This window comes from Paenibacillus mucilaginosus 3016, from assembly GCF_000250655.1.
GTDB lineage: Bacteria > Bacillota > Bacilli > Paenibacillales > NBRC-103111 > Paenibacillus_G > Paenibacillus_G mucilaginosus.
Map to the genome: position 1 here is coordinate 5,201,430 of NC_016935.1, position 26,995 is coordinate 5,228,424.

The following is a 26,995-nucleotide window of genomic DNA, read 5'->3' on the forward strand; positions in this document are numbered from 1 at the left end:
TGACTCCGCTGAAGCTGACACCGCATTACCTCTCCAATCACATAGTCGATTTCGATACCGGCGCTCGGCCTGTCAGCCGAGTTTACTTCCAGGCGCTGCATGAAGTTCCGAATGACTATGGCAGCAGAGCAGCGTCCTAAAAGGAGTGATCATGACCATGAAAACCACCCTATCAAGCATTCGTAAGGCAGCGGGAGGGGCAGCCCTTAGAGCTTACGGGCGCTCGGCACCGATCCGGTTCAGCCTGCCCCTGATCCTATTGTCGGTTGTATTCATTGCAGGCTGCGCATTGCCTGGCCATCCATCCGGTGCGCAGCAATCGACGAAGCCGGGACAGAAGAATGAACTTGGGCTTGAAAGTCTTTCCGCAGCGGCAAAGAATGAACCGAAACAAGGGCAGCAGGATATTCCTCTATTTGTCCGCGCGGGACTCCCGGGTCCCGGGCATGAAGCACTGAAACCGCTGGAAGGTACCTGGCGCGTGGAGAAGACCATCTACGCGGTTCTCGGTACGCCCGACAACCCTACCGTCTCGAAGGACCTCGTCTCCCGCAAGACTTGGATGGCGGATGGGCGTTATCTGAAAGACGAGACCGAAGGAAAGATCGGCAGCGAGAAGTATTGGCGAATGGGACTGCTTGGATACAGCGACATCGATAAACGCTATGAATGGGTGACGGTCGATGCCCTGAATGCCAACATGATGATCTATCAGGGAGAAACGGGCATGGGGCCCCAGACCACGATCAGCATGTCCGGCTTCTTCACCGATCAAGGCCTGCTCGGCGAAGAGAATGCAGGCAAGCAGGCGGGCATGCGCACGGTGATCAAGATTGAGAGCGAAGACCGGCATACCATCGAGCTGTACTTTACCCCGTCCGGAGAAAAGGAGTTCCTGCTTGACCGGAGTATCTATACGCGGGAGAAACCGTAATTTCATGGGGAATCCCGGGGTTCCCCCCTGCGGGGCTTTTGCCTAAACTAAAAACCACGCCGTCACCTGCTCCATCAGCACCCGGCCCGCATAATCGAATGGTTCCCCCGCTATCTCGTCTTTGTTCGGGAATCTCCGGTATACCGCTCCCTTAGTCAGTCCGGTCGCTTAGCGTAACCTGCTCTATTCTCAGTCGTTAGCCCTCAGGTACAAAGGATGTATGACGTATAACAGGCATCTGCTTGCCGAAGCCCGATTCCTCGCTCCTGCACGCAGATGCCCGTATATGGGGGTTTTGGGTTCAACCCGATGAATCCCATGAATCCGATGAATGCCAATGAAAGAGCCTGCACCAGGCTATCCCTCTACCTCTGTATCCTCCGCGTTCCCCCATTCGTCCCAGGAGCCTTCATATGGCCTCACATCCTCATACCCGAGCAGACGAAGCACGAAGTAAGAATGCGCCCCCCGCTGATTGGACTGGCAGTGCGGCACGACCACCCGATCGCGGCGTACGCCGGCTTCCTCGAATTCCTGCAGCAGCTGACCGGCCGGCTTGAAGCGGACGACGCCGTTCTCGTCAGGAGGCAGAAGGGAATCCTTCCACTCCCGGTGTACGGCTCCGGGGATATGTCCGCCTTTGCGGTTCGTCCGGGTGTCCTCGCCGGTATATTCTTCGCGAGAACGCGTGTCAAGAATGACGGCGCCTTCCAGCCCGGCCTGGATCCGCTCCTTGGTCGTCACCCTGCGCTCGTCCAGGGTCAGAGCCGCGATCGAACCTGCTTCGACACTCGGCGTGTCGGTGGACACCGCTTTTCCCGCAGCCTTCCATGCGGCGAATCCGCCGTTCAGTACCTTGACCTTGTCCCGCCAGCCGAAGGCTTCGAGCACATAGAACACACGGGCCGCCGTCACGCCGCCGCCATCGTCGTAGACGACAACGGTGCGGCCGTCCCGGACGCCGCTTGCGGTGAGCGCTTCCCTTATGGCTTCAGCGGATGCGAGGTACGGCCGTCCGCGTCTTTCAGCCGTTTGACATCGAGCCACGACGCCCCCGGGATATGCCCTTCCCCATAGCCCTGGGCCCGGGCATCCAGCAGGACGACATCCGCAGACGCGGCATGCTCCTCCAGCCAATCCGGCTCTACCAGCAGCTGAGCATTCGGATAACCGGCACTCCGTTCGCCCCCGGCTTCTCGTGTTCCTGTTCCACCATGATTGGCTCTGCTATCCTGTGTCACGTTAACATCCTCCCTCTCACCATGGTCATTCGGCTTCGTTACACCTTCTCATTCCATTATACGCCTAAAGACCTTCCAGTCCCAGATTCTCCCGCAGCGTCCTGCCGGTATAACGGTCCGGGAACAAGCCCCGCCGCTGCAGCTCCGGCACCACCAGGCCCAGGAAGGCCTCCACACCGCCGAAGGCGAGCTGCGGCATCACGTTGAAGCCGTCCGCCGCACCTCCAAGGAACCAGGCCTCCATCACATCCGCCACCTGCTTGGGGGTGCCGGTGACCGCAAGCTGACCGCTGCCCGACCAGTGCTTGTGCACGAACTCCCGGATCGTCAGCCGTTCTTGGCTCGTGATCCCGCGGACCAGCGCATGGAACGAGTGATAGGCATTCACGTCTTGCGGCTCAGGCAGGGGCGGGAACGGATCATCGAGCGAGTAGGCTGAGAAATCCATGCCGAGCAGATTGGACAGCGACATGACGGAGCGCTCGACGGAGACGATCGCACGAAGCTCCGCCGCCTTCTGCTCCGCCTCCGCCTCGGTGGCGCCCACGTTGACAAGCAGCCCGGGCAGCACCTTGAGCCGCTCCGGGCTGCGGCCGGCCAAGGCCGTTCGCCGCTTGATGTCCCGGTAGAATGCCCGGGCCTCCTCCAGCGTCGGCTGTACCGTGAAGATCATCTCGGCGAAGCGGGCCGCCAGGTTCCGGCCCTCCTCCGAAGCGCCGGCCTGCACCAGCAGCGGCCTCCCCTGCGGGCAGCGGACCGCGTTCAGCGCACCGCGGACCGAAAAATGGACGCCTTCGTGACAGATCTCGTGCACCTTGGCCGGGTCGGCGTAGAGGCCCGCCGCCTGATCCTGCACCAGGGCGCCTTCCTCCCAGCTGTCCCACAGCTTCAGCACGACCTCCGTGAACTCGCTCGCCCGCTCATACCGCAGCGCATGCGGAGGCAGCCCGGCCAGCCCGAAGTTATACGCCGTCCGTTCCACGCCGGTCGTGACAATGTTCCAGCCGGCCCGGCCTCCGCTGATCGCATCCAGCGACGAGAAGAACCGGGCGGTGTGATACGGCTCGCCGAACGTGGTGGACGCGGTGGCGATCAGCCCGATGTGTTCGGTCACGGAGGCGATGGAAGACAGCAGCGTCAGCGGCTCGAAGCTGAGGATCGGCCCGTGCCGGACCGCTTCGACTTCGACCGACAGGCCGTCCGCCAGGAACAGCGAATCGATCCTAGCCTGCTCGGCCAGGCGGGCCAGCCGGTGGTAGTGGCGGATGTCGTGAAGCTCCTCCAGCCTCGTGTCCGGATGGCGCCAGGCACCTCGGTGGGACCCCGCCGGGCTCAGGAGCAGGTTCAGAATCATTCGGTTCTTCTTCGTCACGGTGTCACCCCCACACGCTCTGCCCCACGGGGGCCTTCGGCTCCCACACGCGGCTCGGCAGCTCACGCCGGAGCACAGGAGCCACTTCTTGTGCGAACCGGTGCAGCTGCTCCTGCTGCTCCGCCTCGCTGAGCCCATCCACACTGATGCTGAGCACACTGTGTCCGAAGGCGGCATGATACTCCATAATCTTCGCAATCACGCGCTCGGGGCTGCCTACCAGGATGGGACCGTTCTCCATCTGGTCCTCGAGGTCCTTGAACGGGGACTGGTTGTGCTGTGCCGAAGGGGTAGCTTGGATCGCATCATAATAAGGCCGGAACCGGCGGACCGCCTCCTCGCACGTATCCGCGAGATACAGACTGCCGGCGCCGGCACCGACCACTGCCTCCGCCGGGTCGCGTCCGTAATAAGCCCAGCGCTCCCTGTAGTGGTCGATCAGCGCCTTGTACTTGGCCATGGGGTGGAACGTGTTTGAGGAGAAAATCGGCTCGCCGTACTTCGCCGCAAGCTCGGTGGACAGCGGGCTCGAAGCGCTGCCGTGCCACACCGGAATCGGCCGCTGCAGGGGACGCGGCTGGGTGGTGACGCCGTGCAGGGGCGGCCGGTAGCGGCCCTCCCAGTGCACGTCTTCCTCATCCCACAGGCGGCGCAGCAGCGCATAGCGTTCGGCCAGCGAATCCCACTGCTCTTCCTCCGCGATCCCGAAGAGCGGGTAATGGCGCGGGTCATTGCCCTTGCCGATGATCATCTCGAGCCGCCCGCCGGACAAGTGGTCGAGCGTAGCGTAATCCTCCGCTGCGCGCACCGGATCGAGCACACTGAGAACGGTAACGGTCGTCAGCAGCCGGATGCGCGTGGTCCTTCCCGCGATGGCGGTCAGGAGCAGCGGCGGCGAGGAAGAGAGGAACGGAGCGCCGTGCCGCTCGCCCACGCCGTAGGCGTCGAAGCCCAGCCGTTCGGCGAGCTCCGCCTGCCGGATCACGTTCTCCAGCTTCTGTCCTGTGGTGAACGACTCCCCGGTGATGGCGTTCGGAAGATTCATCACAAGACTGAACAATGCGATCTTCATGGGGTTCCTGCTCCCTTCAGATGATGACGAGGCCATATGGCGTACTTCAAAGCGCCGCCGACAACAGGCTCAGCCCGCCCTCCAGCGGCAGCCGGTAAGCCTCCACAAGCGTCCGCTCGTCACCGCCGGGAAAATCAAATTCCGGCGCCCGTTCGAAACCGAGACGCCGGTACAAGCGGACCGCGGCCCGCATCTGCTGCGTCGTATGCAGCCCGAGGTACGGATCGCCGCCGCTCCTCGCCCGCTCGGCGCATTCCCGGATCAGCGCGGTGGCGATGCCTTGACCGCGGGCTGCGGGATCCACGGCGAGCAGACGGATCTCATGGTAAGGGATATTCGCCTGCAGTCTCTCGTACAGACGCTCTACCGGCGGGTACAGCAGAAGGCAGCCGAGCAGCCTTCCGTCCCGGACAGCGATAATTCGCCCGGCCGGGAGGTCTTCCCGGAACCAAAGGTCGCGCATGGACTGCTTGTAGCCTTCCCAGAACTCCCCGCTGTAGCTTTCCCGGTACTCGCTGTAGGCTGCAACGGACAACGAGACGGCTTCTTCCCGCTCCCGGGGATGCGCATCCCGGATCTGCAGCTCGGCGGTGATGGACATGAGCAAGACACCCTTTCTTGGCCAGTATGTAAGCTATATGAGCTATACTTCCTAATATTTCAAAAAGCGGAACGACTCTCGGGGGTCCCGTCCCTTCCTCCCATTATGCCGGCTCGTGCGCCTGCACGGCTCCCTTGCGGAAGCGGGACAGGAGGAACGGCTGCAGGTCGAAGCCGCAGCTGCCCTTCGTGATCAGATCGGCCAGAATTTCGCCGACCACGCTTGCGAACTTGAACCCATGACCCGAGAAGCCGGAAGCGAAATAAACGCCCGGCAGCACCGGAGCCCGGTCGATGATGAAATGCTCGTCGGGGCTGCGCTCGTACCGGCAGATGCCTCCGCGCAGCAGCGGGCCTGCAGCCGAAGGCAGATAGGCGGCCAGTGCGCTGCGCAGATCCCCCTCATCCTCCGGGTAAGCCCCGAAGGCCTCCGGCGCCTCGCCCTCCTCGATGAGGCGGCCGGTATCGTGCCGGCCGATCTTGAGGCCCGACCCGCCGAAGCTCGGGAAGCCGTAATAGCCGCCCATCGAGCCGCCGATGGTGAAGCCGGGGAAGTGCTCGGAGCCGAACAGGCGCTCCTCCGCCCGGAACCAGCCCACCGTCTTGCGGACGGCCTTGACGGGAAGCGGGAACCGCGGCATGCTGCCGGCCCCCGCCCCGGCGGTCAGGATCAGCTTCTCGGCGTGGAAGTCCCCGACCGGGGTCGAGACGGTCACACTCCGCGACAGCGGCGTGATCCCCGTGACCCGGGTATACGGCAGCAACAGCGCGCCGTGGGCGAGCGCGACCTCCCGGTAGGCCCGGACGCATTCCTCGCTGAGGAGAACTCCGGCGTCCTTCTCGTACAGGCCCACATAATGCTCGGGCGGCGTGATGCCGGGCCAGCGCTTGCCGATCTCCTCCGCACTGAGCCACTCCACGTTCAGATCAAAAGCTTTCGAGGCCTCGAGCTTGCCGAGCAGGCTCGGATGGCTCGCCGGCGTCATGTTGAGCACGCCGGTAGGCCGGAACAGCTCCCTGCCGGTAGCCGCCTCCAGCTCGTTCCACAGCTCGTGCGCCCGGAGCGCCATCCGTACATAGGTCGGGCCGCCGGTATAGGCGTGGCGGAGAAGCCTAGTCTCCCCATGATGGCTGGCCCCCGTATGCGGCGGGTCGAAGGCGTCGATGAGCAGCACGCGGCGTCCGCGCTGCGCCAGATGGGCGCCGGCGCTCATCCCCATAGAGCCCGCGCCGATGATAATCACATCGTAGGATGTATGCATAAACCTCCTCCTATTCCACTTGAACTAAGGGCGGCACCTCCTGCTCCAGCCGCTCCAGCGCTTCCAGCGCCGAAAGGGCGAACAATGCGGCCGCCGGGGCCAGCGCTTCTTCGCTGACCGTAAACTTCGGGTGGTGCCACTGCTCCGTACCGCCCGTACCGAGCCATATGAAGCCGCCGGGCACCTCGCGTTGATAATAAGCGAAGTCCTCCCCGCCGGAAGAGCGTTCGGCCTTCGTTATGGTGAGCGACAGCCGATTGGCCGCCGTCTTCACGATGTCCACGGCGCCCGGGTCGTTATCCACGAACGGGATCCCCGCGAACCAGGACACGCGGGCTTCCGCCCCGTACCCTGCGGCAATCCCCGCCGCGATGCGTTCGAGCAGCACGGGCATCCGGGAGCGGACCTCCGCATCGAAGGTGCGGATCGTTCCGTCGAGGACGGCTTCATCCGGGATGACGTTCCACGTCGTACCGGCCTGGAAGCGGCAGACGCTGAGCACCGCGCTGTGGTGCGGCGAGATGCTGCGCGATACCGCGGTCTGCAGCCCGCCGACGATGGCGCTGGCGGCCACGATCGGGTCGATGGCGGCGTCAGGAATCGCCGCATGGCCGCCCTTGCCGCTCACGCGGATCTTGAAGCCGTCGACGCTGGCCATCAGCGGGCCTTCCCTGAGCCCTATTGTGCCTACGGGCAGGTCGGGCTTGTTGTGCATGCCGAAGATGGCCTGCACGCCCTCCAGTGCCCCGGCACCGATCAGCGCCTTGGCCCCGGTGCCCTTCTCTTCCCCCGGCTGGAACAGCAGCCGGACCCTGCCGCGGAAGCTTCCGGCCCGCCGGTGCAGCAGCTTGGCCGCGCCCAGAATCGCCGCCGTGTGAAAATCGTGCCCGCAGGCATGCATGCGGCCCGGGATCTCGGAGGCGAAGGGCAGCCCCGTCTCTTCCGTGACCGGAAGCGCGTCGATGTCCGCACGCAGAGCGACCAGGGGACCGGGTTCGCCGCCGTCGATCTCCGCCAGCACCCCCACCGGCAGATCCAGCGGCAGCAGGCGGATGCCTTCCCGGGCCAGCTCCTCGCGGATGCGGCGGGTGGTCTCCACCTCCTCCATGGAGAGCTCAGGCCGTCGGTGCAGCTCCCGGCGGAAGGCCGTCAATTCCGGCAGCAGAGCCTCCGCCTCACGGCCCAGCGCTTCCGCCTCCTGGCGGCGGCTGTCCGCGCTCATGCCGTCCTGCCTTCCTGAAGCAGGGCGGCCGCTGCTTCGTCATCCGCTTGTTCCGTCTTCCCGGGAAGCTCCTTGGTCATAAAGACAAGCTTGTCGTCCGTCCCGAGGTCCCGCTCGTAGAAGGGCCGGTAGCCCCGGCGCTCGTACATAGGAAGCAGCCAGGGGTGCTTGCGCGAGGTCGCGAGCGTCACGGCGGAGGCCTGCAGCCCCTGGCGGACCACCGTGTCTTCCACGTGATCCAGCAGCCTGCGTCCCACGCCCCGGCCTTTGTGCTTCGGATCGACCGCGAACCAGTACAGAAACGGATGCGGCGTTACCTCCTCCAGGGATTTGAGGGAGATGGTAGCCGCGATCTCCCCATCCAGCTCCAACACATAGCAGGAGTGGTTCACAATGTTGCTGCGTACCAGGTCCAGATCGGCCTGGGCCGCGGTAAAAGCGATATTCAAATCCCGGATCGTTTGGTAAGCGCCCAGGATCAGAGCGAGCAGCTCTGCCGAATCGCCGGGCTCTGCCAGCCGGTATACCTCCGTCATATCCTTTCCCTCCTTGATGCTGCAGCCCTTACTGCTTAGATGGCGTAGCTCCATTCGGACGAGAAGCGGGCCAGGAACTGCTTCGTCCGCTCCTCCTGCGGCCGGGCGAACAGTTCGTCCGGCGGCCCCTGCTCGACGATGACGCCCCCGTCCATGAAGACCACATGGCTGGCCGCGTCCCGGGCAAAGGCCATCTCGTGGGTGACGATGATCATCGTCACCCCTTCCCTCGCAATGCGCCGGATGACGGCGAGCACCTCCCCCACGAGCTCGGGATCCAGCGCCGACGTCGGTTCGTCGAACAGGATCACCTCGGGGTTCAGCGCGAGCGCCCGCGCAATGCCGACGCGCTGCTGCTGGCCGCCGGAGAGCGCGCTCGGATAGGCATCCGTTTTGTGCGACAGTCCGACCTTCTCCAGCACTTCCAGACTGCGTTGCTTCGCCTCTTCCCTCGGCAGCTTCCGCACGACGGTGAGTCCCTCCATCACATTTTCGAGCACGGTCTTGTGCTTGAAGAGGTTGTAGTGCTGGAACACCATCGCCGTCCGGCGCCGCAGCTCCAGGATGTCTTTCTTCCCGGCCGCCCGGCAGTCTACGCCGAAGGAGCCGATCCGCACCGTTCCCACATCCGGCTTCTCGAGGAAATTGATGCAGCGCAGCAGCGTTGTTTTGCCGGAGCCGCTCGGTCCGAGAATAGCGACAACGTCTCCTTTTTGCACGGTCAGATCGATTCCCTGGAGCACCTGCTGGGCTCCGAAGGACTTGCGGATATTCGTCAGCTGGATCATGCGATCCCTCCCCGGTTGTACAGATTGAGGCGTCTCTCGAGCAGTGCCGTCAGGCCTTCCGCCAGCAGCGTCAGCCCCCAATAGATGAAGGCGGCCGCGATGAACGCTTCAAGAAACTTCAGATTGCTCGTGGCCACGATGTTCGCCCTGCCGTTCAGCTCCTCCAGCGAGATGGTAAAAGCAAGCGAAGAGCCGTGCAGCAGACCGACGAACTTGTGCAGCAGATTGGGCAGGCTCGCCATCAGCGCCTGGGGAAGCACGATGCGCCGCATCCCCTGCCAGCGCGTCATGCCGACTGAGTATGCCGCCTCCAGCTGGCCGCGGTCGACCGACAGAATGCCCGAGCGGATCGCCTCCGACATGTAAGCGCCCGAATTCACCGAGAAGGCGACCAGGACGAAGGTAATGAGCGGAATGGAGCTCGAACGGGCGCTCCATCCGTAGGAGGCGGCCAGCGTATCGAACAGCAGCGGCAGGCCGAAGTAGATGATCATGATATGCAGGAGCAGCGGGGTGCCCCGGATGAACGACACATAGAAAGAGGCCAGGTGATGCAGGCCGCGCACCTTGTAGATGCGGATCAGCGCGATGCCCGTGCCGATTACGAATCCGAACAGCAGCGGGACGATGGAGATCACCAGCGTAAGCGGCAGGGCCTTCAGGATGTCGAAGAAGGCTTCTGCGATGAAGAGCGGGTCAAGCTGAATCGGAATCCCCTCCTTCCGTTGACGGTCTGTCCGGTGCCCGAATTCCCGGGCTCGGAGCCCTCCCGGATTTCATGACGCTGCAGCCTGCGCTCCGCCAGAGCGAAGAGCTTCTCCAGCGAGAGACTGACCGCATAGTAGATAACCGCGAGCGCCATATAGATCTCCAGGTAATGGTTGGTCGTGCCGAGCGTCTCCGCGCGTCCGGACATATCCATCACACCCAGGGAAAAAGCGAGCGACGTATCCTTCAGCGAAGAGATGACGAGATTGCCGAAGTTCGGCATCGCGATCGTCAGCGCCTGGGGAAGAACGATGCGGAGAAACGCGTCCTTCGGCGTCATGCCGATGGAGTAGGCCGCTTCGACCTGTCCGCGGTCCACGCTGACGACCGCCGAGCGGACGATCTCCGAGAAGAAAGCCCCGATATGCAGGCCGTAGGTCAGGATCACGAAGACCAGGGCATGCACGCTGGACAGGTCGATCCCAACTCCGCGCAGCAGCTCCGGCAGTCCGTAATACACGAGGAAGAGCTGGATGATGATCGGCGTCCCCCGCATGAACGAAACGTAGACGACCGCGGCCCGGCTCAGCACGGGTACCCTGTAGAGCCGGACCAGGGCCAGAAGGGAGCCGAACACGACCCCCGCGATCAGGGAGAGGAGCAGAATGAACAGCGTCACATGCAGATAAGCCAGCAGCTTGGGCAGGAAGGTTCCCACCAGCGTGATATCAAAAGCTTTTCCCATAGCCCTGCCCGCTTTCTATTCGGATACGGTATAGTCTGCTCCGAGCCACTGGGTGCTCAGCTTGCCGAGGGTACCGTCCTTCTTGATCTCCTTCAGCGCCTCATCGATCTTGGTTTTGAGCTCGGTGCCATCCTTCTGGAGGATAAAGAATACCTTGGAATTCGAGATCGCCGGTCCCACCGTCTTCTGCTGGGCATCCGCCGTCTTGTTGCGCTGGTCGATGGCGAACTGGGTGGAGATCGTCGCGTCCACGCGGCCGGCCTTCAGCTGCGCGATCACATCGTTCGTGCCGCCGCTGCCCGAGTAGACGATCTGGATGGCGTTGTTGTTCTTCTTGTTGTATTCCTGCAGCAGTACCGCCGCATTGCTTGTCGCGCCGACGATGACTTTTTTGCCCTTGAGATCGTCGATTGATTGGATGTCATTACGGTCCTTATGAACGACCACCTTGTTCGGAAAAATGTTATACGCCTCGTCGTTGAACAGGAACTTGGCCTTCCGCTCCTCGTTGACCTCCATCTGGTGGGCGATGACGTCGATTTTCTTGGTCTCGAGACTCAGAAGCAGGTTGGAGAAATCCATCGTCTTGAATTCGAACTCGTAATCCGCCAGACGCTTGTCGATCTCCCTTACGAGCTCCACATCGTAGCCGGTCAGGTTGCCCTTGTCATCCAGGAAGCAGATATTCGGGAACTGGGTGCCGGTCCCGATGATGACCTTCTTGGGAGCCGCGGCGGCCGGCTTCTCCAGCTTCGTGCCGCCATCGGTATCCTTCGCTGCGGTCTCCTTGGCCGCCGGCGCCGTGCCGCAGCCGGCGAGGAGCAGCAGGGCCGTGAGCACTGCGGGGACAAGCTTGGTTGTTTTGTTGTTGATCATGACAGGAACCCCTCCATCTGTGTGTGTAATTCTCGAGGCTGTGAACGGCAAAAAGCCGCTGCCTGTTCGAACAGCGGCTTTTGGTTGGTCCAATCAGCCTTTAACTCATAAATCCTATATGTATGGTTGGATTTAAGATATACAGAGTGTAGCACCGCATTTCTTTCGCGTCAACCGTAGATTAACCTTTTCTATCCCTGCATTACGTTTTTCTATATAAGGATCTCTCTCTTTATAAAAGGGGCCATTCTATAAAAGGACCATGGTATCCGAGGGGCCGGGAGGGTCATGCCGCTGCAGCCCAGTTCCCGCTGCCTGCCGCATCATGCCGGCCCCTTCACCGTTCGTCAGCTCGAAGCGGCCGCCGTCTGTCCGAACGCCAGCCTGTTGCGCTCGATCTGGCCCAGATGCGTTCCGACATGCTTGGAGAAGCCCTCCAGCAGCTCCGCCAGCGTGACGGTCTTCCCCCTTGGATTGACGGCGGTCCGTGCCCACTCCTCCGGAGTGAGACGCTTCAGGAGGGGCAGATTCACCTCCAGCAGGGCCCTGTAGGTGTCCAGGAGCTCTTTGATCGGCACCTCGTTCGCCCGAATCCCGGCCACCCAGGCATCCTGATCGAAGGCAGGCACCTGCGGCACCTCTTCCGATACGATCTGACGGATGCGGAAGGCCGTGACGACCAGGTGGTCCGCCAGATGGGCCACCACTTCCTTAATGCTCCATTTGTCCGGCGCGGGCTTCCAGGTCAGCTGCTCTTCCGTCAATCCCTTCAGGCTTTCCTCGATCCGGGACAGATTGCCCGCGAATACGTTCAGATCAATGGCCGTTTGGCTCATGATATCAGCTCCTCCATATCGTATAAGTCTGGCTCCCCGCCCTTAGCGGGCGAAGGCCGCCAAGTCCGGTTTACAGTGGAAAATGGCATGCTGCCGCATGATCCGGTCCGATCTCGTGCCAAGGCGGCTCGGCTTCCCGGCAGAGCGGCTTCGCCGCCGGGCAGCGGGGATGGAAGCGGCAGCCGGAAGGCGGATTGGCCGGCGAGGGAATCTCCCCGGTCAAGGGGACGAGCCCGCCTCTGCGCCGGGGATCCCCCTGCGGAATGGAGGCCAGCAGCGCTGCCGTATATGGATGCGCCGGGCGGCGGAACAGCTCACCGCTTGGGGCTACCTCGACCAGACGGCCAAGGTACATGACGCCGATCCGGTCCGACATGTGGCGGACCACGCTGCAGGCCGTGGCCGATGAACAGGTAGGTCAGCCCCTCCTTCTGCTGCAGCTCCTGCAGCAGGTTCAGAATTTGGGCCTGCACGGACACATCGAGCGCCGACACCGCCTCATCGGCGAGGATGAATTTCGGCCGGAGGGCCATCGCCCGGGCGATGCCGATCCGCTGGCGCTGCCCGCCCGAGAACTCGTGGGGATAGCGGCCGCTCCACTCGGGACGCAGGCCCACCGCCGCCAGCAGCTCCGCGACGCGTTCGCTGCGCTCCGTACCGGATGCCAGCCCGTGAACGGCCAGCCCCTCCCCGACCAGCTCGCCAACCGTCCACCGGGGATTCAGCGACCCGTAAGGGTCCTGGAAGATCACCTGCATCGAGCGCCGGGCCTCCCGCAGGTCGGCGGGAGACAGCTTCGCCAGGTCCCTTCCCTCGAAGAGCACCTGCCCTTCCGTCGGCTTCTCGAGCCGCAGCAGCGTCCGGCCGAGCGTCGACTTGCCGCTGCCGGATTCGCCGACGAGCCCGAAGGTCTCGCCGGCCCGGACCGTCAGCGAGACGCCGTCGACGGCAAGAATCCGGCCCTTCGGCCGCCGCAGCAGGCCGCGCCGAAAGGATACGCTTTGCACAGGCCGCGGACCTCGAAGAGCAGCGGAGACCCGCCCGGCTCACCGGCTGCAGGCGCAGCGGCGCTCAAGGAGCGGATGGCCGCCTCCTTGGCGAAAACGCGGGTGCCGTGTCCGGCGTCCGGCAGTCCGGCCGCAGGCTGCGGGACACGTGCGGTGCCCGGCTCGCCGGCGGTCCCAGCGTCGTGGTGCCGGACCCCAGCGAACGCTGCTGCGGGCTCCAGTCGGCGGGAGCCCCGCCGGTCTGCGTCATCACCGCTGCGTTGGGCTGGGCTCTCCGCCTCCGCCTGCCATCCTCCTCCCGGGCTCTCCGGGTTCCCCGGCTCCTCCGCCAGCCAGCAGGCGGCCCGGCGCCCCCCTTCGTACCCAGCCAGCGGCGGCTCGCTCTGCGTGCACTGCGGCACGGCCTGCGGGCAGCGTGGATGGAACCGGCAGCCGGCCGGGGGAGCCGTCAGCGAAGGGATGCTTCCCTCGATGGACGGCAGCCGGGTTCCCCGGGGCAGGCCGGCCCGGGCCACGGAAGCGAGCAGCCCCCGGGTATACGGGTGCAGCGGCCGCTCGAACAGCTCCGCCGCCGGCGCTTCCTCGACGATCCGGCCGGCGTACATGACCGCCACCCGGTCCGCCATCTCGGCGGCAACGCCCAGGTCGTGGGTCACCAGCAGGATGGCCATCCCGTACTCTTCCTTAAGCTCCTGCAGCAGGTGCAGGATCTGGGCCTGTACGGTCACGTCCAGCGCAGTCGTCGGCTCGTCGGCGATGAGCAGTTCGGGGCTGCAGGAGAGCGCCATGGCGATCATCGCCCGCTGGAGCATGCCGCCGGACAGCTCGCCGGGGTACATCTTCATCCGCAGCTCCGGCTCCGGGATGCCGACCCGGCCGAGCAGATGAACGGCGTGCCGCCAGGCCTCCTTCGCGGTCTTCTCCCCATGCTGCAGGATCGCCTCGACGAGCTGCTGTCCTACCGTGAAGACCGGGTCGAAGGCCGACATCGGCTCCTGGAAGATCATCGCGGCCCGCCTGCCCCGGACCGTGCGCATCCGCTCCTGGCTCCAGGTCGAAATATCCTGCTCGCCAAGCCAGATGTTGCCTCTCGAGATCCGGCCGTTCTCGTACTCGACCAGCCTCATGGCCGTCTTGGAGGCCAGGGTCTTCCCGCTTCCCGACTCTCCGACCAGGCACAGGGTCTCGCCGGGAAACACCTGCAGCGACAGCTCGCTCAGTGCGGTGACCGGCCCCTCTTCCTTCAGGAAGTCTACAGTGATTCGTTCGAGTTCCAGCAGCGGTTTGGCCATGGGCTGGTCTCCTCCTTTTCACATCACAAGCTGGTGCGTTGGCTTCTCCTCTTCACGTCAGCCGCCCTTGGCCCCCGTCCCCCCGCTCAGCTTCGGATCCAGAATATCCCGCAGCCGGTCGCCGGCCAGGTTCACGGCCAGCACGAGTCCGGTGATCGCAAGGCCCGGGAACGTTGTTATCCACCAAGCTACGGTGAGATAACCCCTGCCCTGCGACAGCAGCGTGCCCCAGTCGGGCACCTCCTTCAGGACGCCGAGCCCAAGGAAGCTAAGCGCCGCGCCGGAGAGGATCGACGAGCCGACGCCGATGGTCGCCATGACGAGCAGCGGCGTCCAGGTATGCGGCAGGACGTGCCGCACGAAGATATGCCAGCCGCCCGCCCCGATCGACCGGGACGCGGCGATGAACGGCCTGCTCTTGATGCTGAGCACCTGGCTGCGAACCACCCTTGCATACCTCGGCACGGCGGCGATGCTCACCGCCAGCACGATATTGAACAGGCTCGGGCCGAGGGCCGCCGCCACCGCAAGGGAGAGCAGCAGGCCCGGCACGGTCATCAGCACGTCGATGAGCCGCATGAGCAGCGCGTCCACCGCCCCTCCGATATAACCCGACAGGCTGCCGATCAGCCCGCCGACCAGCCCTCCCAGCAGAACGGAGCCGATCCCGATCAGAAGGGAATCCCGGCTGCCGTGCACGACGAGACTGAAGACGTCCCGGCCGAAATAGTCGGTGCCGAACAGGTGTGCCGCCCCCGGCGGCTGCAGCAGCGAATCCGGGTTCATCTCCGTCGGGGAGTACGGGGCAATCCACTGCGGCACCACGGCGGAGACCGCAATCAGCAGGATAAGGAGCAGAGCCCCCTTGTACAGGAGATCGGACATCGTCACGCCGCTCTTCCTCCCCGGTGCCGGCTTCCCGGTTTCCTTGCGCTGCTCGGCAGCAGTGCCGGGGGCGGCGGCCGCACTTTTCATATCCTCTTCCTCCCTTCTTCACGGAACCTGGTTATTGTGTTCTTCTGACCCGGGGATCGATCAGCGTGTAAGACAGATCCACCAGCAGATTGACCGCGACATACACCATCGCCGTAAAAAAAATCACGCCCTGCACGACCGGCAGGTCCTTCGCCGTAATCGCCCCGGCAAGCAGGCGGCCGATCCCCTGACGGGAGAAGACCGTCTCGATCACGACGGCGCCCGCCAGCAGCTCCCCGATCTGGATGCCGATGATCGTCAGCGCGGGGATGAGCGCGCTGCGCAGGGCGTGCCGGTACATGACGAGCCGCTCAGGCAGCCCCTTGGCCCGGAGGGTCGTGATGAACGGCTCGTTCATCACCTCAAGCATCGAGTTTCGGACCATGCGCACGATGAAGCCCGAGCCGACCAGTCCCAGCGCCGCCGCCGGCAGCACCAGGGTCCGCCAGCCGTCCGATCCGAGCGCCGGGAACCAGTTCAGCTGCACGGAGAAGATCAGGATGAGCAGAATGCCCGACCAGAAGGTCGGCATGGAGATGCCGAGCAGCGATACCAGACGGGCCGCCAGATCGATGATGCCTCCCCGGTGCACGGCTGACAGGACGCCGAGCCAGATGCCGAAGACGACGGCGATCAGTGTCCCCGCGAGGGTCAGCGCCGCGGTGGCCGGGAACTGGGACAGGATCTTCGGCAGGACGGGGTCGTCGCTGACCAGCGACTTGCCGAAATCTCCCTGCAGCAGTCCGCCCGCGAACCGCAGGAACTGCTGCAGGGCGCTCTGGTCCAGTCCGAGCTGGTGCCGCAGGTTCGCCGCCGCCTCCGGCGTGAACGTCGTTCCGGCCAGCATCATCAGCACGGGGTCGCCCGGCAGCAGGTACAGGATGAAGAAGACCAGGAACGACGCCCCCGCAATCACGAGCAGGGACGACAGAAGTCGTTGAATGACAGCTCCGGCCACCGGCGCTCCTCCTTTCGTCAGGACCCTTTCAGCGATACGTCATAGAACAGCGGGTAGCCGAGCGAATCGAACTTGAACCCGCTGACGTTCTTCCCGGCCGCCACCGTGTAAGGGAACACATAGACCGGGAAGCCGTACGCATGATCGATCACGTATTTCTGTACCTTTTTGTATACCTCTTCCCGCTTGGCAGGGTCCTGCTCCTTCAGTCCTTCTTCGAGCCAGGCGTCGAGCTGCGGATCGGATTTGTGGGTATGGTTGTGCCCCCACTTGTTCGCGTTCGGGATGGCATTCGTATGGAAAAAGCTCCGCAGAATATCCGGGTCGCCGGACACGTTGCTGACGCCGGCCAGGTCATTCGTGCCTTTGACCATGAGCGCCGTGGAGGTATCCGAGGTGATCTCCACTTCAACGGCAATGCCTGCTTTCTTGAGCTGCTGCTGAATCATGGCTGCAATGTCGTTGCGCTTCTCCCGGTTCGGCGAGCCGTCCACGTAATGAATCGTCAGCTTCTTCCCGTTCTTCTCGCGGATGCCGTCCGCCCCGCGCACCCAGCCAAGCCCGTCGAGCAGGGCATTCGCCTTGTCGAGGTCGGGCTTCACCGCCCCTTCGAGCTCCTTGTTGTAGCCGGCGACGGACGGGGTAAGCGGCGACCAGGCTCTCGGATAGGTGCCCAGATACAGCGTCTTGACGATGGCATCGAAGTCGATCGCCAGCTGTACGGCCTTCCTCGCGTCCAGTTCATTCCACGGTGCATGATCCTGGTTCAGCATCAGCGTGTAGGGAATGCCGGTCGCTTCCGCCTGAAGAAGCTGGACGTTCGGGTCGCTCTTCAGCGAGATCAAATTTTGCGGCGGCACCGTCTCGGCCGCTGACACCTGGGCGCTCTGCACGCTGCCGATCCGCGTGGCCTCCTCCGGAATGATTTTGAAGACAAGCTTCTCCAGATAAGGCGCGCCTTTGTTCTCCGCCAAGGCCGGAGCCCATTGGTAGGCCGGATTGCGCTCGAGAGTAATCGCCGCATTCTCCGTCCAGCTCACGAACTTGAAGGGACCCGTGCCGACCGGATTCTTGACGAGCTGGTCCTTGTACTTCTCGGCAGCCGCCGGCGAGACGATGCCGAGGAACGCCTGGCCGAGGGAGCTCAGGAAGGCGCTGTACGGCGACTTCAGGTTCACCTTCACCGTGTAATCGTCGATCACCTCCGAGGATTCGTAAGGACCGATCAGCGTAATGGCAAAACGGGACTTCGTCGCCGGGTTCACGATGCGGTCAAAGTTGTACTTGACCGCCGCCGCATTGAACGGCGTCCCGTCATGGAACGTGACGTCCTTGCGCAGCTTGAACGTATACGTTCTGCCGTCGGGGGATACGGTCCACTCCTCGGCCAGCCAGGGCTTGATGGACTTGTCGGGCAGCTGCACGACGAGGCTGTCATACAGCGACCGCATGACCCGGTAATCCGCAGCGCCGGGGACGACGTTCGGATCGAGTCCGCTCGGGGAGCCCGCGAGGGCATAGGTGAAGGTTCCGCCTTGAACAGGGGCGGATGCTGCAGGTGCGGCACCCTGTGCGGGCTTCGGCTCGGTCGCAGGCGGTGCTCCGCAGCCGGCCAGCAGGACGAAGAGAGACAGGGCTGCAGCAGGGAATGCGCGGAAGGATCTGATCATGAGGTTTTTCTCTCCTATCGGTTGTGGATCTTAGGGTGCGGGAACGGTCTCCGGCTGCTCGGGCAGCACCTGCGCTTCCGCCGCTTTCCTTCTCGCCGCCGTATACCGATTCTCCGGTACGGGCAGACCGAGATTCCCGCGGAGGGTGTCCGCTTCGTACTCCTCACGGAAGAGTCCGCGCTCCTGCAGCACAGGCACCACGAGCTCCACGAAATCCCGCAGGCCGTTCGGCACGGTAGACCCGATCATGAAGCCGTCGGCCGCCCCCTGCTCGAACCACGCCTGAATCTTGTCGGCCACCTGCTCTGGCGTGCCGATAAAGCTCGTCTTTGGCGTAGCCACCTGCAGCGCGGTCTGCCGCAGGGTAAGCCCTTCTTCCTTCGCCTTCCGCTTGATGCGGTCGGTGGTGCTGCGGAAGCTGTTCGCTCCGATGTCCCCGAGGTCCGGGAACGGCTCATCCAGCCCATAGACCGAGAAGTCGTGGTGGTCGAAGAACCGGCCGAGATAGAGCAGCGCCTCTTCGACCTTCACGAGATCCGCGACCTCCTGGTATTTGCGTTCGGCTTCTTCTGCCGTCCGCCCGACGATCGGGCCGATGCCCGGGAAGATGAGGATCTCGTCCGGGCTGCGTCCGAAGGCAGCCGCCCTCTCCTTCACATTGCGGTAGAACTGCTGCGCCTCTTCGATCGTCTCATGACCGGTGAACACCGCATCGGCGGTACGGGCGGCAAGCGATCTGCCGCTGTCCGACGAACCGGCCTGGAAGACGACCGGATGCCCCTGCTTCGAGCGGGCAATGTTCAGCGGGCCTTCCACGGAGAAGTGCTTGCCCTGGTGGTTCAGCCGGTGCATTTTGTCCGGGTCGAAGAAGACGCCGGTCTCCTTGTTCCGCACGAACGCGTCGTCTTCCCACGAATCCCAGAGCCCGCGGACGACCTCAAGGTACTCCTCGGCAATCTCATAACGGAGCTCGTGCTCGGGGTGCTCCTTGCGGCTGAAGTTCTTCGCTGACCCCTCGAGGGGGGAAGTCACGACATTCCACCCGGCCCGGCCGCCTGTAATATGATCGATCGATGCAAACTGCCGGGCCACGGTGAACGGTTCGCTGTAGGAGGTCGACAGGGTGCCTACCACTCCGATACGGGAAGTGACCGAGCCGATGGCCGAGAGAATCGTGACCGGCTCGAACCGGTTCAGGAAGTGCGGGATGGATTTCTCGTTGATATACAGTCCATCGGCGATGAACACAAGGTCCAGCTTGCCTTCCTCGGCAATCCGGGCCTGCTCTTTAATGTAGTCGATCGAGATGCTGGCATCGGAGGGCAGCTCCGGATGCCTCCAGGTGGACATGCTGCTGCCGACGCCGTGCAGCATCGCACCCAGTTTCAATTTGCGTTTCGGCTGATTCACAGGATGGCTCATCTTCTTTCCGCCTTTCATTTCTATATACAGTTGCAGTACTGCCGCAATTCTACAGGGTCAGCGATTCGGTCAAATCGCCGGCCTGCTCCGCCAGAGCAGCCTGCAGGAGCTCTATCGTCCGCAGCCGCTGTTCGAAGGTCCGGTTGTAGGCCGTGATGATGATCTCTTCAATCCCGTACCGCTGCGTAGTCTCCAGCAGCTTATCTCGTACCGTCGCCGGCGAACCGTGAATGATCTGTGCCTGCCTGATGTCGATCTCGAAGCTCTCACCGGACTGCCGGCCGAAGTCCTCCGCGCTCTCCAGGGTCTTCACGGTCACCTTCCTTCCGCTCTCCAGCAGGACCTTGATGACCTTCGCCTCCGCGGCCAGCTTCGCCGCCTCCTCATCCGTATCCGCGACGATGACCGACGAGGCCAGCAGCGGCCGGAGGTCCGTTCTCGCTCCAAGCTGCTCCCGGTAAGCCGCGAAGGAAGCCGCCGCCCCTTCCGGATCGCCGCTGATGAACTCGGCATACACGTAAGGAATGCCGAGCCGGCCGGCCAGGGCCGCGCTGTCCGTCCCCGCCCCGAGCAGGAAGAGCTCCGCCGGCTTCTCCGCGACCGGCACCGCCCGGACGCCGTGCAGCTCGTCACCGGGCTCCGTATGGCCCAGCAGATAAGCCTGCAGGGCTTCGAGCTTCGCATCCAGCGGCACCTGTCCTCCGGCGGCGCCGGACTGCAGCGCCTTCGTCGACTGGGGCAGCCCGCCCGGTGCCCGGCCGATGCCGAGGTCTACGCGCCCCGGCGCCAGGGATGCCAGCACGCCGAAGTTCTCGGCCACCTTGTAAGGGCTGTAATGCTGGAGCATTACCCCGCCCGACCCGATCCGGATCCGGTCCGTCTTGGCCAGCAGGTAGGAGATCAGCACCTCCGGCGAGGAGCCTGCCAGCTCCTTGGAGTCATGGTGCTCCGACACCCAGAACCGGTGATATCCGAGCGCTTCCGCTCTCCGGGCCAGCTCCAGCGTGTGGCGGAACGCCTCTTCGGGTGTGCCCCCTTCGCCGATCGGACTTTGATCCAACAAGCTTAACCGCAGCCCCATTCTCATGTCCCCTTTACTCTCCCAATGTCTTGAACATAACGCTTACTTTATTCCAATATGTATAGTCGGAATAATGTTTCGCTTACTGTATCATTCCTGCCCGGTCCGCTTCAATGATGGATTGAATACTTCTATAGTTCCATCGATTGTTTCTATTCAAAACTTTATTCAAAACTTTATTCAAGCCTCTATTCAACCCTCTATTCAACCCTCTATTCAACCCTCTATTCAACCCTCTATTCGACCCTCTACTCAAATCTGTTCACCCCTTATCCCGGAGACGCCTGCGGCCTCCCGGCCGTAAGATCCATGCCCCGGATGACCTCCCCGAACAGCTGCCCGAGCTCCGTCCCCTGCCCCTTCAGCGACAGAAGGTGGGTGCGCAGCGAGATCCCGGAGAGCTGCGGCATCTCCAGGGGCAGCAGCACCCCCTCCCGGATTTCCTTGCGTACCGAGAGCTCCGGAAGGAAGGAGATGCCCATGCCGCCAACCACCAGCTTTTTGGCCGTCTCCAGGTTGTCGATCTGCATCTCGATCCGCGGAGGAACGTCAAGTGTCTGGAACAGACGGTGGATCCGGTTCCAGTCAAGCGAGCCGCATTCGAAGAACACGATCGGCTCCCGGCCCACCTCCTCCATGCTGAGGCTGATCTTGCGGGCAAACGGATGGCTGCGGTGGACGAACAGCCGGATCGGGTCCTCATAGAGCTGTTCGGATTCGACATCCGGGTGCGACATGCTGCGGGTCAGCCCGACATCGAGCTCCTTGGCCAGCACCTTCTCCAGGATGGTCTCGCTCGGCGCCGTCAGCAGCTTGATCCGGATATGCCTGTGCTTCCGCTTGAACACCGGCAGCACCTCGGGCAGAATGTAATTGGCTCCGGACAGCGTGCAGCCGATCCGCAGCTCGTCGGACTGCTTCTCCGCCACCTGCAGCTGCTGCCGTCCGGCCTTGTACGTCTTCAGGATGTTCTGCGCATACGGCAGGAACTGCTTGCCCTTCTCCGTCAGGGTGAAATGCCGGCCTTCACGCTCGAACAGCCTGACACTCAGCTCGCGTTCCAGCGACTGGATGCGCGCGGAGATGGACGGCTGGGACACGTAGAGCGCCTCCGCCGCTTTGTTGAAGCTGTTGAAATGCACGATATAGACGAAGGCTTCGATATTTTCTATATTCAAGAACCCTTCCCCCCTTATTCCCGAATGCCAAAAAAGGAGACGACGCCTCTCTCCGGTCTGGAAAGAGCGTGTCTCCGGTTAGCCGGTGGACCTCTCTAAGCTAATTATTATTCCAATTGGAATAGTATGATATAAAATATAGCACCGCTCACTCCAGGTGTCAAAGCCTTTTTGAACGATCCGAAAGATCGACTCGCACTGCTCGTTCTTAAGTCACGAATGCAGTTATTGTTCCAGCACCTTTTCGAACTTGCCGAACCCATTCCCCCAGCCATACCTGGCGCCTTCGAGTCCTTGAGTATGGGAGAATCCGGTTATCGCTGGTTCTTACAGTTTGCGGCTCTTCGGACGCAGCGCCCAAGAGGCGAGAGCCAGGACTGCAAAACTAAGGGTGGTGAAGATGTGGTACGCATAAGCCCCGTAGTCCCCCGCGAAGGCATGGGATGCAGCTGCGCCCGTCAGGCCAAAGAAAATGCCTGCGTATGCCCATTCTTTAAGCCGCGGAAAACCCGGCACGAGGATAGCGATCGCCCCCAGCACTTTCCAGGTCCCGAGAATGGTCAGAAAATACAGCGGATAGCCTAATATCTTCACCGACTCGAGTGTCCCCCATTGGCGGGTCAGCTGACCGATCCCCCCGCTCCCGACAACGAATGCAAGCAGCGCCGTTGTAATCCAATAAGCGATAACTTTTCCTCGGGGCAGGGGTTGTACTTTGGCGTTTGGTTCCGTGCCGATGCTCGTACTCATTGGTTTCCTCCTCATCATTATTGATATGCCGCAAAAAATGCAAATTCCAAAACCGACTCATCGGACACTATATGGTGTCGTATTCATTATATGACACCAAATGGTGTCTCGTCAATCACATGTTTAAGCATCCCATGAAATCCGTCCACAGCAAACTAGGCCAGCGTTGGATTTTCCAGCTGATGGCCCTCTCAGGCTGCACGCCAAAAAACCTCGGCGCGAACATGCCGAGGCTTGTTTCTCGTGACTCCATAGGGCTGGCGCCCCTTCAGAACATCCCATGTTCATTGGGACTGCTTTCGGGTATGGGCTGCCCCACATCCCAGAACTCGGCGATCCGTCCGTTATCGAAGCGGAAGATATGAACCACCGCCCCGCCAAGGTCATCCTGATTCTGCTTCACATGAGAGTGTACGGTAACAAACTCCCCCTCTTGTATGGCAAGCTTGACCTCCAGCGACTTGTCGGGATTCTTGGCGGTACTCTCCTGCATCGCAGCCAGAAGTGAATCCGCATCACCGCGGAAATAGGGATTATGGTGGCGGAACGCCTGACCTACGTATTCCTGATATGCCTCATGTACTTTACCGGAAGCCACCATCTGCAAAAACGACACGGCCTTCTCTTTCAGGGAAGTGTTCATTGTCGAATCATCCTTTCCATGCCACTGCGGATATCCCATATCTTACCATGAAATTCAACGGGATGTCAGCCTTACGCCGGCCCGGTGCGCAGCTGCAAGCCCCTCCCTTCCGAACAGGGCTGCAGCGCCTCTCCCGCGGTATCACCGTTCGGCAGTACAGTTCAACCACCCGTCTGGCATGCATAGAAAAAAGACAGCACCCCCTTCGGATAGGGGAATGCCGTCCATCATCTCACACATCCGCAGCGCAGCGGAAGCCCATATGACCGGTTGAGCTGTCCGGCGTGTTCGAGGTGCGCGCCGCAACCCGGTACCGGTTGCAATAGGAGCTGTGGCAGAGGTAGGATCCGCCCTTCAGCGTCTTCGTCTGCCCCTGCGGGGGGCCGGCCGGATTCAGGCTCGGCGTCGTCCGGTGGTAAGCGGGACTGAACCAATCCGCGCACCATTCCCACACATTGCCGGCCATATGGTAGAACCCGAAGCCGTTCGGCGGGAAGGACCGCGCCGGCGCCGTACCGGCGTAGCCGTCCAAGGCTTCATTCACCTGCGGGAAGGTGCCCTGCCAGATGTTGCACCGGTGCTGACCGTCCGGCAGCAGGGTATCCCCCCAGGCATACCGCCTGCCCTCCAAGCCCCCGCGTGCCGCATACTCCCACTCGGCCTCCGTCGGGAGCCGCTTGCCGGCCCAGCGGGCGTACGCCTGCGCATCGTTCCACGAGACATGGACAACCGGATGATCCATCCGTTCCCCGATCCCGGTTCCCGGCCCTTCCGGGGCGTGCCATGAAGCGCCGTCCACCTTCCACCACCAGGGGGCGCTCTGGACGACGGCATCCACGGAAGACCGCAGCCGTTCCGGAACGAACAGATGGAACACGAACGACCATCCGTAGAGCTCCGCTTCCGTCTTATAACCCGTGTCACGGACGAAGGCGAGGAACTGTTCATTCGTAACAGCGCAGGCGTCGAGATAGAAGGAATCCAGCGTCACAAGACGCGAGGGCCCTTCCCCGTCCTGCGGGAAGCCTTCCCGGTCATCGGTGCCCATGCGGAAGGTGCCGCCGGGCAGGCGGATCATGCCGGCATGACTGCCGGATTCCGTCTCCGCCGTATCGGCCTCCGCCCCGGCTGCGCTCCGCCATGCCGACGGTTCCGCTGACGCCTGGGCAGCCGTGTCCCTGGCGGTCAACGCCATGCGCGAGCCGCCGGCGCGGTCGGCTTCCACGGCCTTGCCCCTGCCCGGCCCGGCTGCAGACACAGCCGGCTGCAGGGCACCGGCTTCCCGCTCGGCTCTCTCTGCCGCAGCTTCCGCGGCGCCGTCCTGCTGATCTGTGCTCCCTCCAGCCGAAGCAGAGGCCGCCTCTTCAGGCAGCCGCTGCCGTTCGAGAGAGGAAGCGGAGCGGCTGACGGAGCACCCGCAGCCGCAGGTGGAGTGAATCATGATCATCCCTTCCAGCTCCCTTCCTGCTTTCCCTTCTGAATTCCGTCTGAGCTCAGCTTACAGCGGCGTCTACTCCGTGGCAAGCTCCAGCTCGGCGGCCGCCTTCGCGTCCCATTCCGGCTTCGCGGTCACGTAGACCACCTTCTTCAGCTCACCGCCGAAGCGGAAGGGCACCTGATACTGCGGCACGACCGGCGTCAGGCCGTTCTCGCCGATGTTGAACTGGCCGAAGGCAAAGCCGATCGCAGCACTGCCCTGCAGCTTCCCTTCGCCCAGATGACGGTCCCCCAGGTACAGCCTGCCGGTGCCCTCGTTCTCTCCCTCCGGCGTGTAGACGAACCGGAGCTTCAATTCACCGGCCGGCAGCTCTTCAGCCGATTCGATATACTGGTACCGCACGCCCTCGATGTTATTGCCGAAGACGAGGCGGTTGTCCTGGATATACCAGGCGTACCCGCCGGCCCGGCCGCCGGAGGCGACGAGGACGCCTTCGGCCGAGATGTCGTCCCTGTAGATCTCCGCCGTGATCTCGAAGGCTTTGCCCCGGATGTCCGGCGACTTCGACATCGGCAGTCCGAGCTCCGAGCGGTAGAAGACGCGCTCTCCGGGGGGCTGAGGTCCTTTTCGGGCCCCGAGGTTCTGCAGGATAGCTCTCATCGAGCGGCGCTCCAGCGGAAGGAAGCCGTACTTCTCCGCTTCGGACCACCACAGCTGAACGAGCTCCTCCAGCTTCTCCGGATACTCGGCCGCCACATCGCGCACTTCGCTGAAATCCTCCGTCAAGCGGTACAGCTCCCACACGTCCTCCTCAAAATCGGTATCCGGCCGGTGAACCGCCACCGCCTTCCATCCCTCGTGGTAGATCGCCCGGTTGCCGACCATCTCGTAGATCTGTGTCGTCTTGCGGGTCGGCTCATCCCCGTCCTCGAAGGTGTAGGCGAGCGAGGTGCCGTGAATCGGCTGCTGCGGTACGCCTTTGTACTCCGCCGGTGCACTCAGGCCGGTCAGCTCCAGCACGGTCGGCACGATATCCGTCACGTGGTGATACTGTCCGCGGATGCCTCCGCCATCCTGTATCCGCTGCGGATAATGAATGATGAGCGGATCCTTCACTCCGCCGGCATGAACGAACGACTTGTACCACCGCAGCGGCGTATTGCCGACCTGCGCCCAGCCCTTCGGATAATGGTTGTCGGCCAAGGGCGTTCCGATCTCGTCGATCCGGCTCAGCTTGGATTCGAGGGGTTCGGCCCCGTGCATATCTCCCCAGTTGTTGACTGTCCCGTGATCGCCGCCCATCGAGCATGCCCCGTTGTCGGAGAGCAGGATGAAGAGCGTGTTGTCCAGCTGGCCGAAGTCCTTCAGGGCCTGCACAAGGCGGCCGACATGATGGTCCGTATGCTCCAGGAACCCGGCGAACGCTTCCTGCAGACGCGCATACAGCCGCTTCTGCTCCTCCGAAAGCTCCTCCCAAGGCAGTACGTCCGGGCTTCTCGGCGGCAGCTCCGCGTCCTGCGGAATGATCCCAAGCGCCTGCTGGCGGGCAAAATACTGCTCCCTCGCCAAGTCCCAGCCCTGGTCGAACCGGCCTTTGTACTTGTCGATATACTCCTTCGGCGCATGATGCGGCGCATGCGTCGCCCCGTACGCGAGGTAGCAGAAAAACGGCTTATCCGGAGCGGCGGTCTGCTGCTCGCGGATGTAATCGATCGCCTTGTCGGTCAGATCCTCTGTCAAATGGTAGCCGTCTTCGGCGCGTGCCGGCTGTTTCACCCGCTTGTTATCCTCGACCAGATCGGGGTTCCACTGCGAGGTGGCCCCGCCGAGGAAGCCGTAGAAGTGCTCGAAGCCGCGCCCGAGCGGCCAATTGTCGAACGGTCCGCTGAACGACTGCTCCTGGCTCGTATTCAGATGCCACTTGCCGACCGCAAAGGTGTTGTAGCCGTTCTCGACGAGAATCTCGCTGAGCAGGGCGGCGCTTTTGCTGACGCGGCCCCGGGCGTTCGGGAACCCGCTGTCGGCCATGAGCACGCTGCGCAGACCGACTGAGTGCGGATTGCGCCCGCTGAGCAGCGCCGCCCGGGTCGGGGAGCACAGCGCGGTCGTGTGGAAGTTATTATACCGCAGACCGCCCGCCGCGAGCGCATCAATGTTCGGCGTGGCGATGTCCGAGCCGTAGCAGCCAAGCTGGGCGAAGCCCAGGTCGTCGAGCAGGATGATGACGACGTTCGGGGCTCCGGGAGCGGCCCTGCCGCCCCGCTCCGTCCAGGAGGGTACGGACTCCTCGGTCGTCCGTCCGATGGTTCCTTCGAATGTTTCCTTTTCCCAATAGGCCATAGCGATCATTCCTCCGGATTTGAATTCGTCTTGAGTCGATGCGTATTCA

General features: G+C 62.9%; 27 protein-coding genes. 1 reads left to right on the forward strand and 26 read right to left on the reverse strand.

Annotated features, from left to right (window positions below):
- The first annotated feature begins 157 nt into the window (after nt 1-157).
- The gene (locus tag PM3016_RS21535; protein WP_238540277.1) at nt 158-934 is read left to right on the forward strand and encodes a DUF1579 family protein; all 777 of its coding nucleotides are present in this window, start codon (nt 158-160) and stop codon (nt 932-934) included.
- Nucleotides 935-1,291: 357 nt separating this feature from the next.
- On the opposite strand, the gene PM3016_RS21540 is transcribed toward PM3016_RS21535, so the two are convergent.
- The 26 genes from PM3016_RS21540 to PM3016_RS21655 all read right to left on the reverse strand — a co-directional run bounded on the left by PM3016_RS21540 (nt 1,292) and on the right by PM3016_RS21655 (nt 26,946).
- On the reverse strand, nt 1,292-1,981 hold the full coding sequence (locus PM3016_RS21540) for a sulfurtransferase (RefSeq protein WP_238540278.1): 690 nt from the start codon (nt 1,979-1,981) through the stop codon (nt 1,292-1,294).
- Complete coding sequence (locus PM3016_RS40020; protein WP_238540279.1) at nt 1,918-2,175, reverse strand: rhodanese-like domain-containing protein; 258 nt, start codon at nt 2,173-2,175, stop codon at nt 1,918-1,920. Before PM3016_RS40020 ends, PM3016_RS21540 begins: the two co-directional genes overlap by 64 nt.
- Nucleotides 2,176-2,239: 64 nt before the next feature.
- Nucleotides 2,240-3,547 (reverse strand): LLM class flavin-dependent oxidoreductase, encoded by a 1,308-nt coding sequence (locus PM3016_RS21545; RefSeq protein WP_014370917.1) that lies wholly within the window; start codon nt 3,545-3,547, stop codon nt 2,240-2,242.
- A 4-nt stretch (nt 3,548-3,551) separates the two neighbouring features.
- Complete coding sequence (locus PM3016_RS21550) at nt 3,552-4,619, reverse strand: LLM class flavin-dependent oxidoreductase (protein WP_014370918.1); 1,068 nt, start codon at nt 4,617-4,619, stop codon at nt 3,552-3,554.
- A gap of 46 nt (nt 4,620-4,665) precedes the next feature.
- Entirely contained in the window at nt 4,666-5,220 is a 555-nt protein-coding gene (locus tag PM3016_RS21555) for a GNAT family N-acetyltransferase (RefSeq protein WP_013918651.1), read from the reverse strand.
- 103 nt (nt 5,221-5,323) lie between these two features.
- On the reverse strand, nt 5,324-6,481 hold the full coding sequence (gene solA, locus PM3016_RS21560; RefSeq protein ID WP_014370919.1) for an N-methyl-L-tryptophan oxidase: 1,158 nt from the start codon (nt 6,479-6,481) through the stop codon (nt 5,324-5,326).
- Nucleotides 6,482-6,491: 10 nt separating this feature from the next.
- On the reverse strand, nt 6,492-7,703 hold the full coding sequence (locus PM3016_RS21565) for an amidohydrolase (RefSeq protein WP_014370920.1): 1,212 nt from the start codon (nt 7,701-7,703) through the stop codon (nt 6,492-6,494).
- Nucleotides 7,700-8,239, reverse strand: a complete 540-nt coding sequence (locus PM3016_RS21570) for a GNAT family N-acetyltransferase (RefSeq protein ID WP_014370921.1) — start codon at nt 8,237-8,239, stop codon at nt 7,700-7,702. The genes PM3016_RS21565 and PM3016_RS21570 overlap by 4 nt, the downstream gene beginning before the upstream one ends.
- A 35-nt stretch (nt 8,240-8,274) precedes the next feature.
- Nucleotides 8,275-9,027, reverse strand: a complete 753-nt coding sequence (locus PM3016_RS21575) for an amino acid ABC transporter ATP-binding protein (RefSeq protein ID WP_013918655.1) — start codon at nt 9,025-9,027, stop codon at nt 8,275-8,277.
- The gene (locus tag PM3016_RS21580) at nt 9,024-9,734 is read right to left on the reverse strand and encodes an ABC transporter permease subunit (RefSeq protein WP_041618438.1); all 711 of its coding nucleotides are present in this window, start codon (nt 9,732-9,734) and stop codon (nt 9,024-9,026) included. The genes PM3016_RS21575 and PM3016_RS21580 overlap by 4 nt, the downstream gene beginning before the upstream one ends.
- Nucleotides 9,686-10,480, reverse strand: a complete 795-nt coding sequence (locus tag PM3016_RS21585) for an amino acid ABC transporter permease (RefSeq protein WP_013918657.1) — start codon at nt 10,478-10,480, stop codon at nt 9,686-9,688. The genes PM3016_RS21580 and PM3016_RS21585 overlap by 49 nt, the downstream gene beginning before the upstream one ends.
- Nucleotides 10,481-10,495: 15 nt before the next feature.
- Nucleotides 10,496-11,356 (reverse strand): transporter substrate-binding domain-containing protein, encoded by an 861-nt coding sequence (locus PM3016_RS21590; RefSeq protein ID WP_014370923.1) that lies wholly within the window; start codon nt 11,354-11,356, stop codon nt 10,496-10,498.
- Nucleotides 11,357-11,703: 347 nt separating this feature from the next.
- Nucleotides 11,704-12,192 carry a DinB family protein gene (locus PM3016_RS21595; protein ID WP_014370924.1) on the reverse strand — a complete coding sequence of 163 codons (489 nt, stop codon included), beginning with the start codon at nt 12,190-12,192 and terminating at the stop codon, nt 11,704-11,706.
- Nucleotides 12,193-12,262: 70 nt separating this feature from the next.
- Entirely contained in the window at nt 12,263-12,568 is a 306-nt protein-coding gene (locus PM3016_RS41460; protein WP_420798946.1) for an oligopeptide/dipeptide ABC transporter ATP-binding protein, read from the reverse strand.
- Nucleotides 12,507-13,199, reverse strand: coding sequence for an ATP-binding cassette domain-containing protein (locus PM3016_RS21600; RefSeq protein WP_420798947.1), 693 nt, complete (start codon nt 13,197-13,199; stop codon nt 12,507-12,509). The genes PM3016_RS41460 and PM3016_RS21600 overlap by 62 nt, the downstream gene beginning before the upstream one ends.
- Nucleotides 13,121-14,491, reverse strand: coding sequence for an ABC transporter ATP-binding protein (locus PM3016_RS21605; RefSeq protein ID WP_014370926.1), 1,371 nt, complete (start codon nt 14,489-14,491; stop codon nt 13,121-13,123). The genes PM3016_RS21600 and PM3016_RS21605 overlap by 79 nt, the downstream gene beginning before the upstream one ends.
- 57 nt (nt 14,492-14,548) lie before the next feature.
- Nucleotides 14,549-15,466 carry an ABC transporter permease gene (locus PM3016_RS21610; RefSeq protein ID WP_013918663.1) on the reverse strand — a complete coding sequence of 306 codons (918 nt, stop codon included), beginning with the start codon at nt 15,464-15,466 and terminating at the stop codon, nt 14,549-14,551.
- 31 nt (nt 15,467-15,497) lie between these two features.
- Entirely contained in the window at nt 15,498-16,424 is a 927-nt protein-coding gene (locus PM3016_RS21615; protein ID WP_013918664.1) for an ABC transporter permease, read from the reverse strand.
- A 17-nt stretch (nt 16,425-16,441) separates the two neighbouring features.
- Nucleotides 16,442-18,094: an ABC transporter substrate-binding protein gene (locus PM3016_RS21620; RefSeq protein WP_013918665.1), complete on the reverse strand. Its 1,653-nt coding sequence runs from the start codon at nt 18,092-18,094 to the stop codon at nt 16,442-16,444.
- Nucleotides 18,095-18,124: 30 nt separating this feature from the next.
- On the reverse strand, nt 18,125-19,516 hold the full coding sequence (locus PM3016_RS21625) for an LLM class flavin-dependent oxidoreductase (RefSeq protein ID WP_013918666.1): 1,392 nt from the start codon (nt 19,514-19,516) through the stop codon (nt 18,125-18,127).
- A 49-nt stretch (nt 19,517-19,565) separates the two neighbouring features.
- The gene (locus PM3016_RS21630) at nt 19,566-20,603 is read right to left on the reverse strand and encodes an LLM class flavin-dependent oxidoreductase (protein ID WP_013918667.1); all 1,038 of its coding nucleotides are present in this window, start codon (nt 20,601-20,603) and stop codon (nt 19,566-19,568) included.
- Between the two features lie 263 nt (nt 20,604-20,866).
- On the reverse strand, nt 20,867-21,775 hold the full coding sequence (locus tag PM3016_RS21635) for a LysR family transcriptional regulator (RefSeq protein WP_013918668.1): 909 nt from the start codon (nt 21,773-21,775) through the stop codon (nt 20,867-20,869).
- 327 nt (nt 21,776-22,102) lie between these two features.
- A complete protein-coding gene (locus PM3016_RS21640) occupies nt 22,103-22,525 on the reverse strand; it encodes a DoxX family protein (RefSeq protein WP_013918669.1) in 423 nt (140 codons plus the stop codon).
- A gap of 268 nt (nt 22,526-22,793) precedes the next feature.
- On the reverse strand, nt 22,794-23,168 hold the full coding sequence (locus tag PM3016_RS21645) for a nuclear transport factor 2 family protein (protein ID WP_013918670.1): 375 nt from the start codon (nt 23,166-23,168) through the stop codon (nt 22,794-22,796).
- A 232-nt stretch (nt 23,169-23,400) separates the two neighbouring features.
- Complete coding sequence (locus PM3016_RS21650; RefSeq protein WP_014370928.1) at nt 23,401-24,615, reverse strand: formylglycine-generating enzyme family protein; 1,215 nt, start codon at nt 24,613-24,615, stop codon at nt 23,401-23,403.
- A 63-nt stretch (nt 24,616-24,678) separates the two neighbouring features.
- Nucleotides 24,679-26,946, reverse strand: coding sequence for an arylsulfatase (locus PM3016_RS21655; protein WP_014370929.1), 2,268 nt, complete (start codon nt 26,944-26,946; stop codon nt 24,679-24,681).
- Between the last annotated feature and the right edge of the window lie 49 nt (nt 26,947-26,995).

Excerpts from the sequence above, each read along its gene's own strand:
- PM3016_RS21630 (WP_013918667.1), bottom strand. The coding sequence starts at position 20,603 with ATGAGAATGGGGCTGCGGTTAAGCTTGTTGGATCAAAGTCCGATCGGC.
- PM3016_RS21550 (WP_014370918.1), bottom strand. The coding sequence starts at position 4,619 with ATGAAGATCGCATTGTTCAGTCTTGTGATGAATCTTCCGAACGCCATC.
- PM3016_RS21605 (WP_014370926.1), bottom strand. The coding sequence starts at position 14,491 with ATGGCCAAACCGCTGCTGGAACTCGAACGAATCACTGTAGACTTCCTG.
- PM3016_RS21640 (WP_013918669.1), bottom strand. The coding sequence starts at position 22,525 with ATGAGTACGAGCATCGGCACGGAACCAAACGCCAAAGTACAACCCCTG.
- solA (WP_014370919.1), bottom strand. The coding sequence starts at position 6,481 with ATGCATACATCCTACGATGTGATTATCATCGGCGCGGGCTCTATGGGG.
- PM3016_RS41460 (WP_420798946.1), bottom strand. The coding sequence starts at position 12,568 with ATGTCGGACCGGATCGGCGTCATGTACCTTGGCCGTCTGGTCGAGGTA.
- PM3016_RS21565 (WP_014370920.1), bottom strand. The coding sequence starts at position 7,703 with ATGAGCGCGGACAGCCGCCGCCAGGAGGCGGAAGCGCTGGGCCGTGAG.
- PM3016_RS21575 (WP_013918655.1), bottom strand. The coding sequence starts at position 9,027 with ATGATCCAGCTGACGAATATCCGCAAGTCCTTCGGAGCCCAGCAGGTG.
- PM3016_RS21610 (WP_013918663.1), bottom strand. The coding sequence starts at position 15,466 with ATGAAAAGTGCGGCCGCCGCCCCCGGCACTGCTGCCGAGCAGCGCAAG.
- PM3016_RS21655 (WP_014370929.1), bottom strand. The coding sequence starts at position 26,946 with ATGGCCTATTGGGAAAAGGAAACATTCGAAGGAACCATCGGACGGACG.
- PM3016_RS21645 (WP_013918670.1), bottom strand. The coding sequence starts at position 23,168 with ATGAACACTTCCCTGAAAGAGAAGGCCGTGTCGTTTTTGCAGATGGTG.
- PM3016_RS21585 (WP_013918657.1), bottom strand. The coding sequence starts at position 10,480 with ATGGGAAAAGCTTTTGATATCACGCTGGTGGGAACCTTCCTGCCCAAG.
- PM3016_RS21555 (WP_013918651.1), bottom strand. The coding sequence starts at position 5,220 with ATGTCCATCACCGCCGAGCTGCAGATCCGGGATGCGCATCCCCGGGAG.
- PM3016_RS21590 (WP_014370923.1), bottom strand. The coding sequence starts at position 11,356 with ATGATCAACAACAAAACAACCAAGCTTGTCCCCGCAGTGCTCACGGCC.
- PM3016_RS21535 (WP_238540277.1), top strand. The coding sequence starts at position 158 with ATGAAAACCACCCTATCAAGCATTCGTAAGGCAGCGGGAGGGGCAGCC.
- PM3016_RS21625 (WP_013918666.1), bottom strand. The coding sequence starts at position 19,516 with ATGAGCCATCCTGTGAATCAGCCGAAACGCAAATTGAAACTGGGTGCG.
- PM3016_RS21595 (WP_014370924.1), bottom strand. The coding sequence starts at position 12,192 with ATGAGCCAAACGGCCATTGATCTGAACGTATTCGCGGGCAATCTGTCC.
- PM3016_RS21620 (WP_013918665.1), bottom strand. The coding sequence starts at position 18,094 with ATGATCAGATCCTTCCGCGCATTCCCTGCTGCAGCCCTGTCTCTCTTC.
- PM3016_RS21570 (WP_014370921.1), bottom strand. The coding sequence starts at position 8,239 with ATGACGGAGGTATACCGGCTGGCAGAGCCCGGCGATTCGGCAGAGCTG.
- PM3016_RS21650 (WP_014370928.1), bottom strand. The coding sequence starts at position 24,615 with ATGATCATGATTCACTCCACCTGCGGCTGCGGGTGCTCCGTCAGCCGC.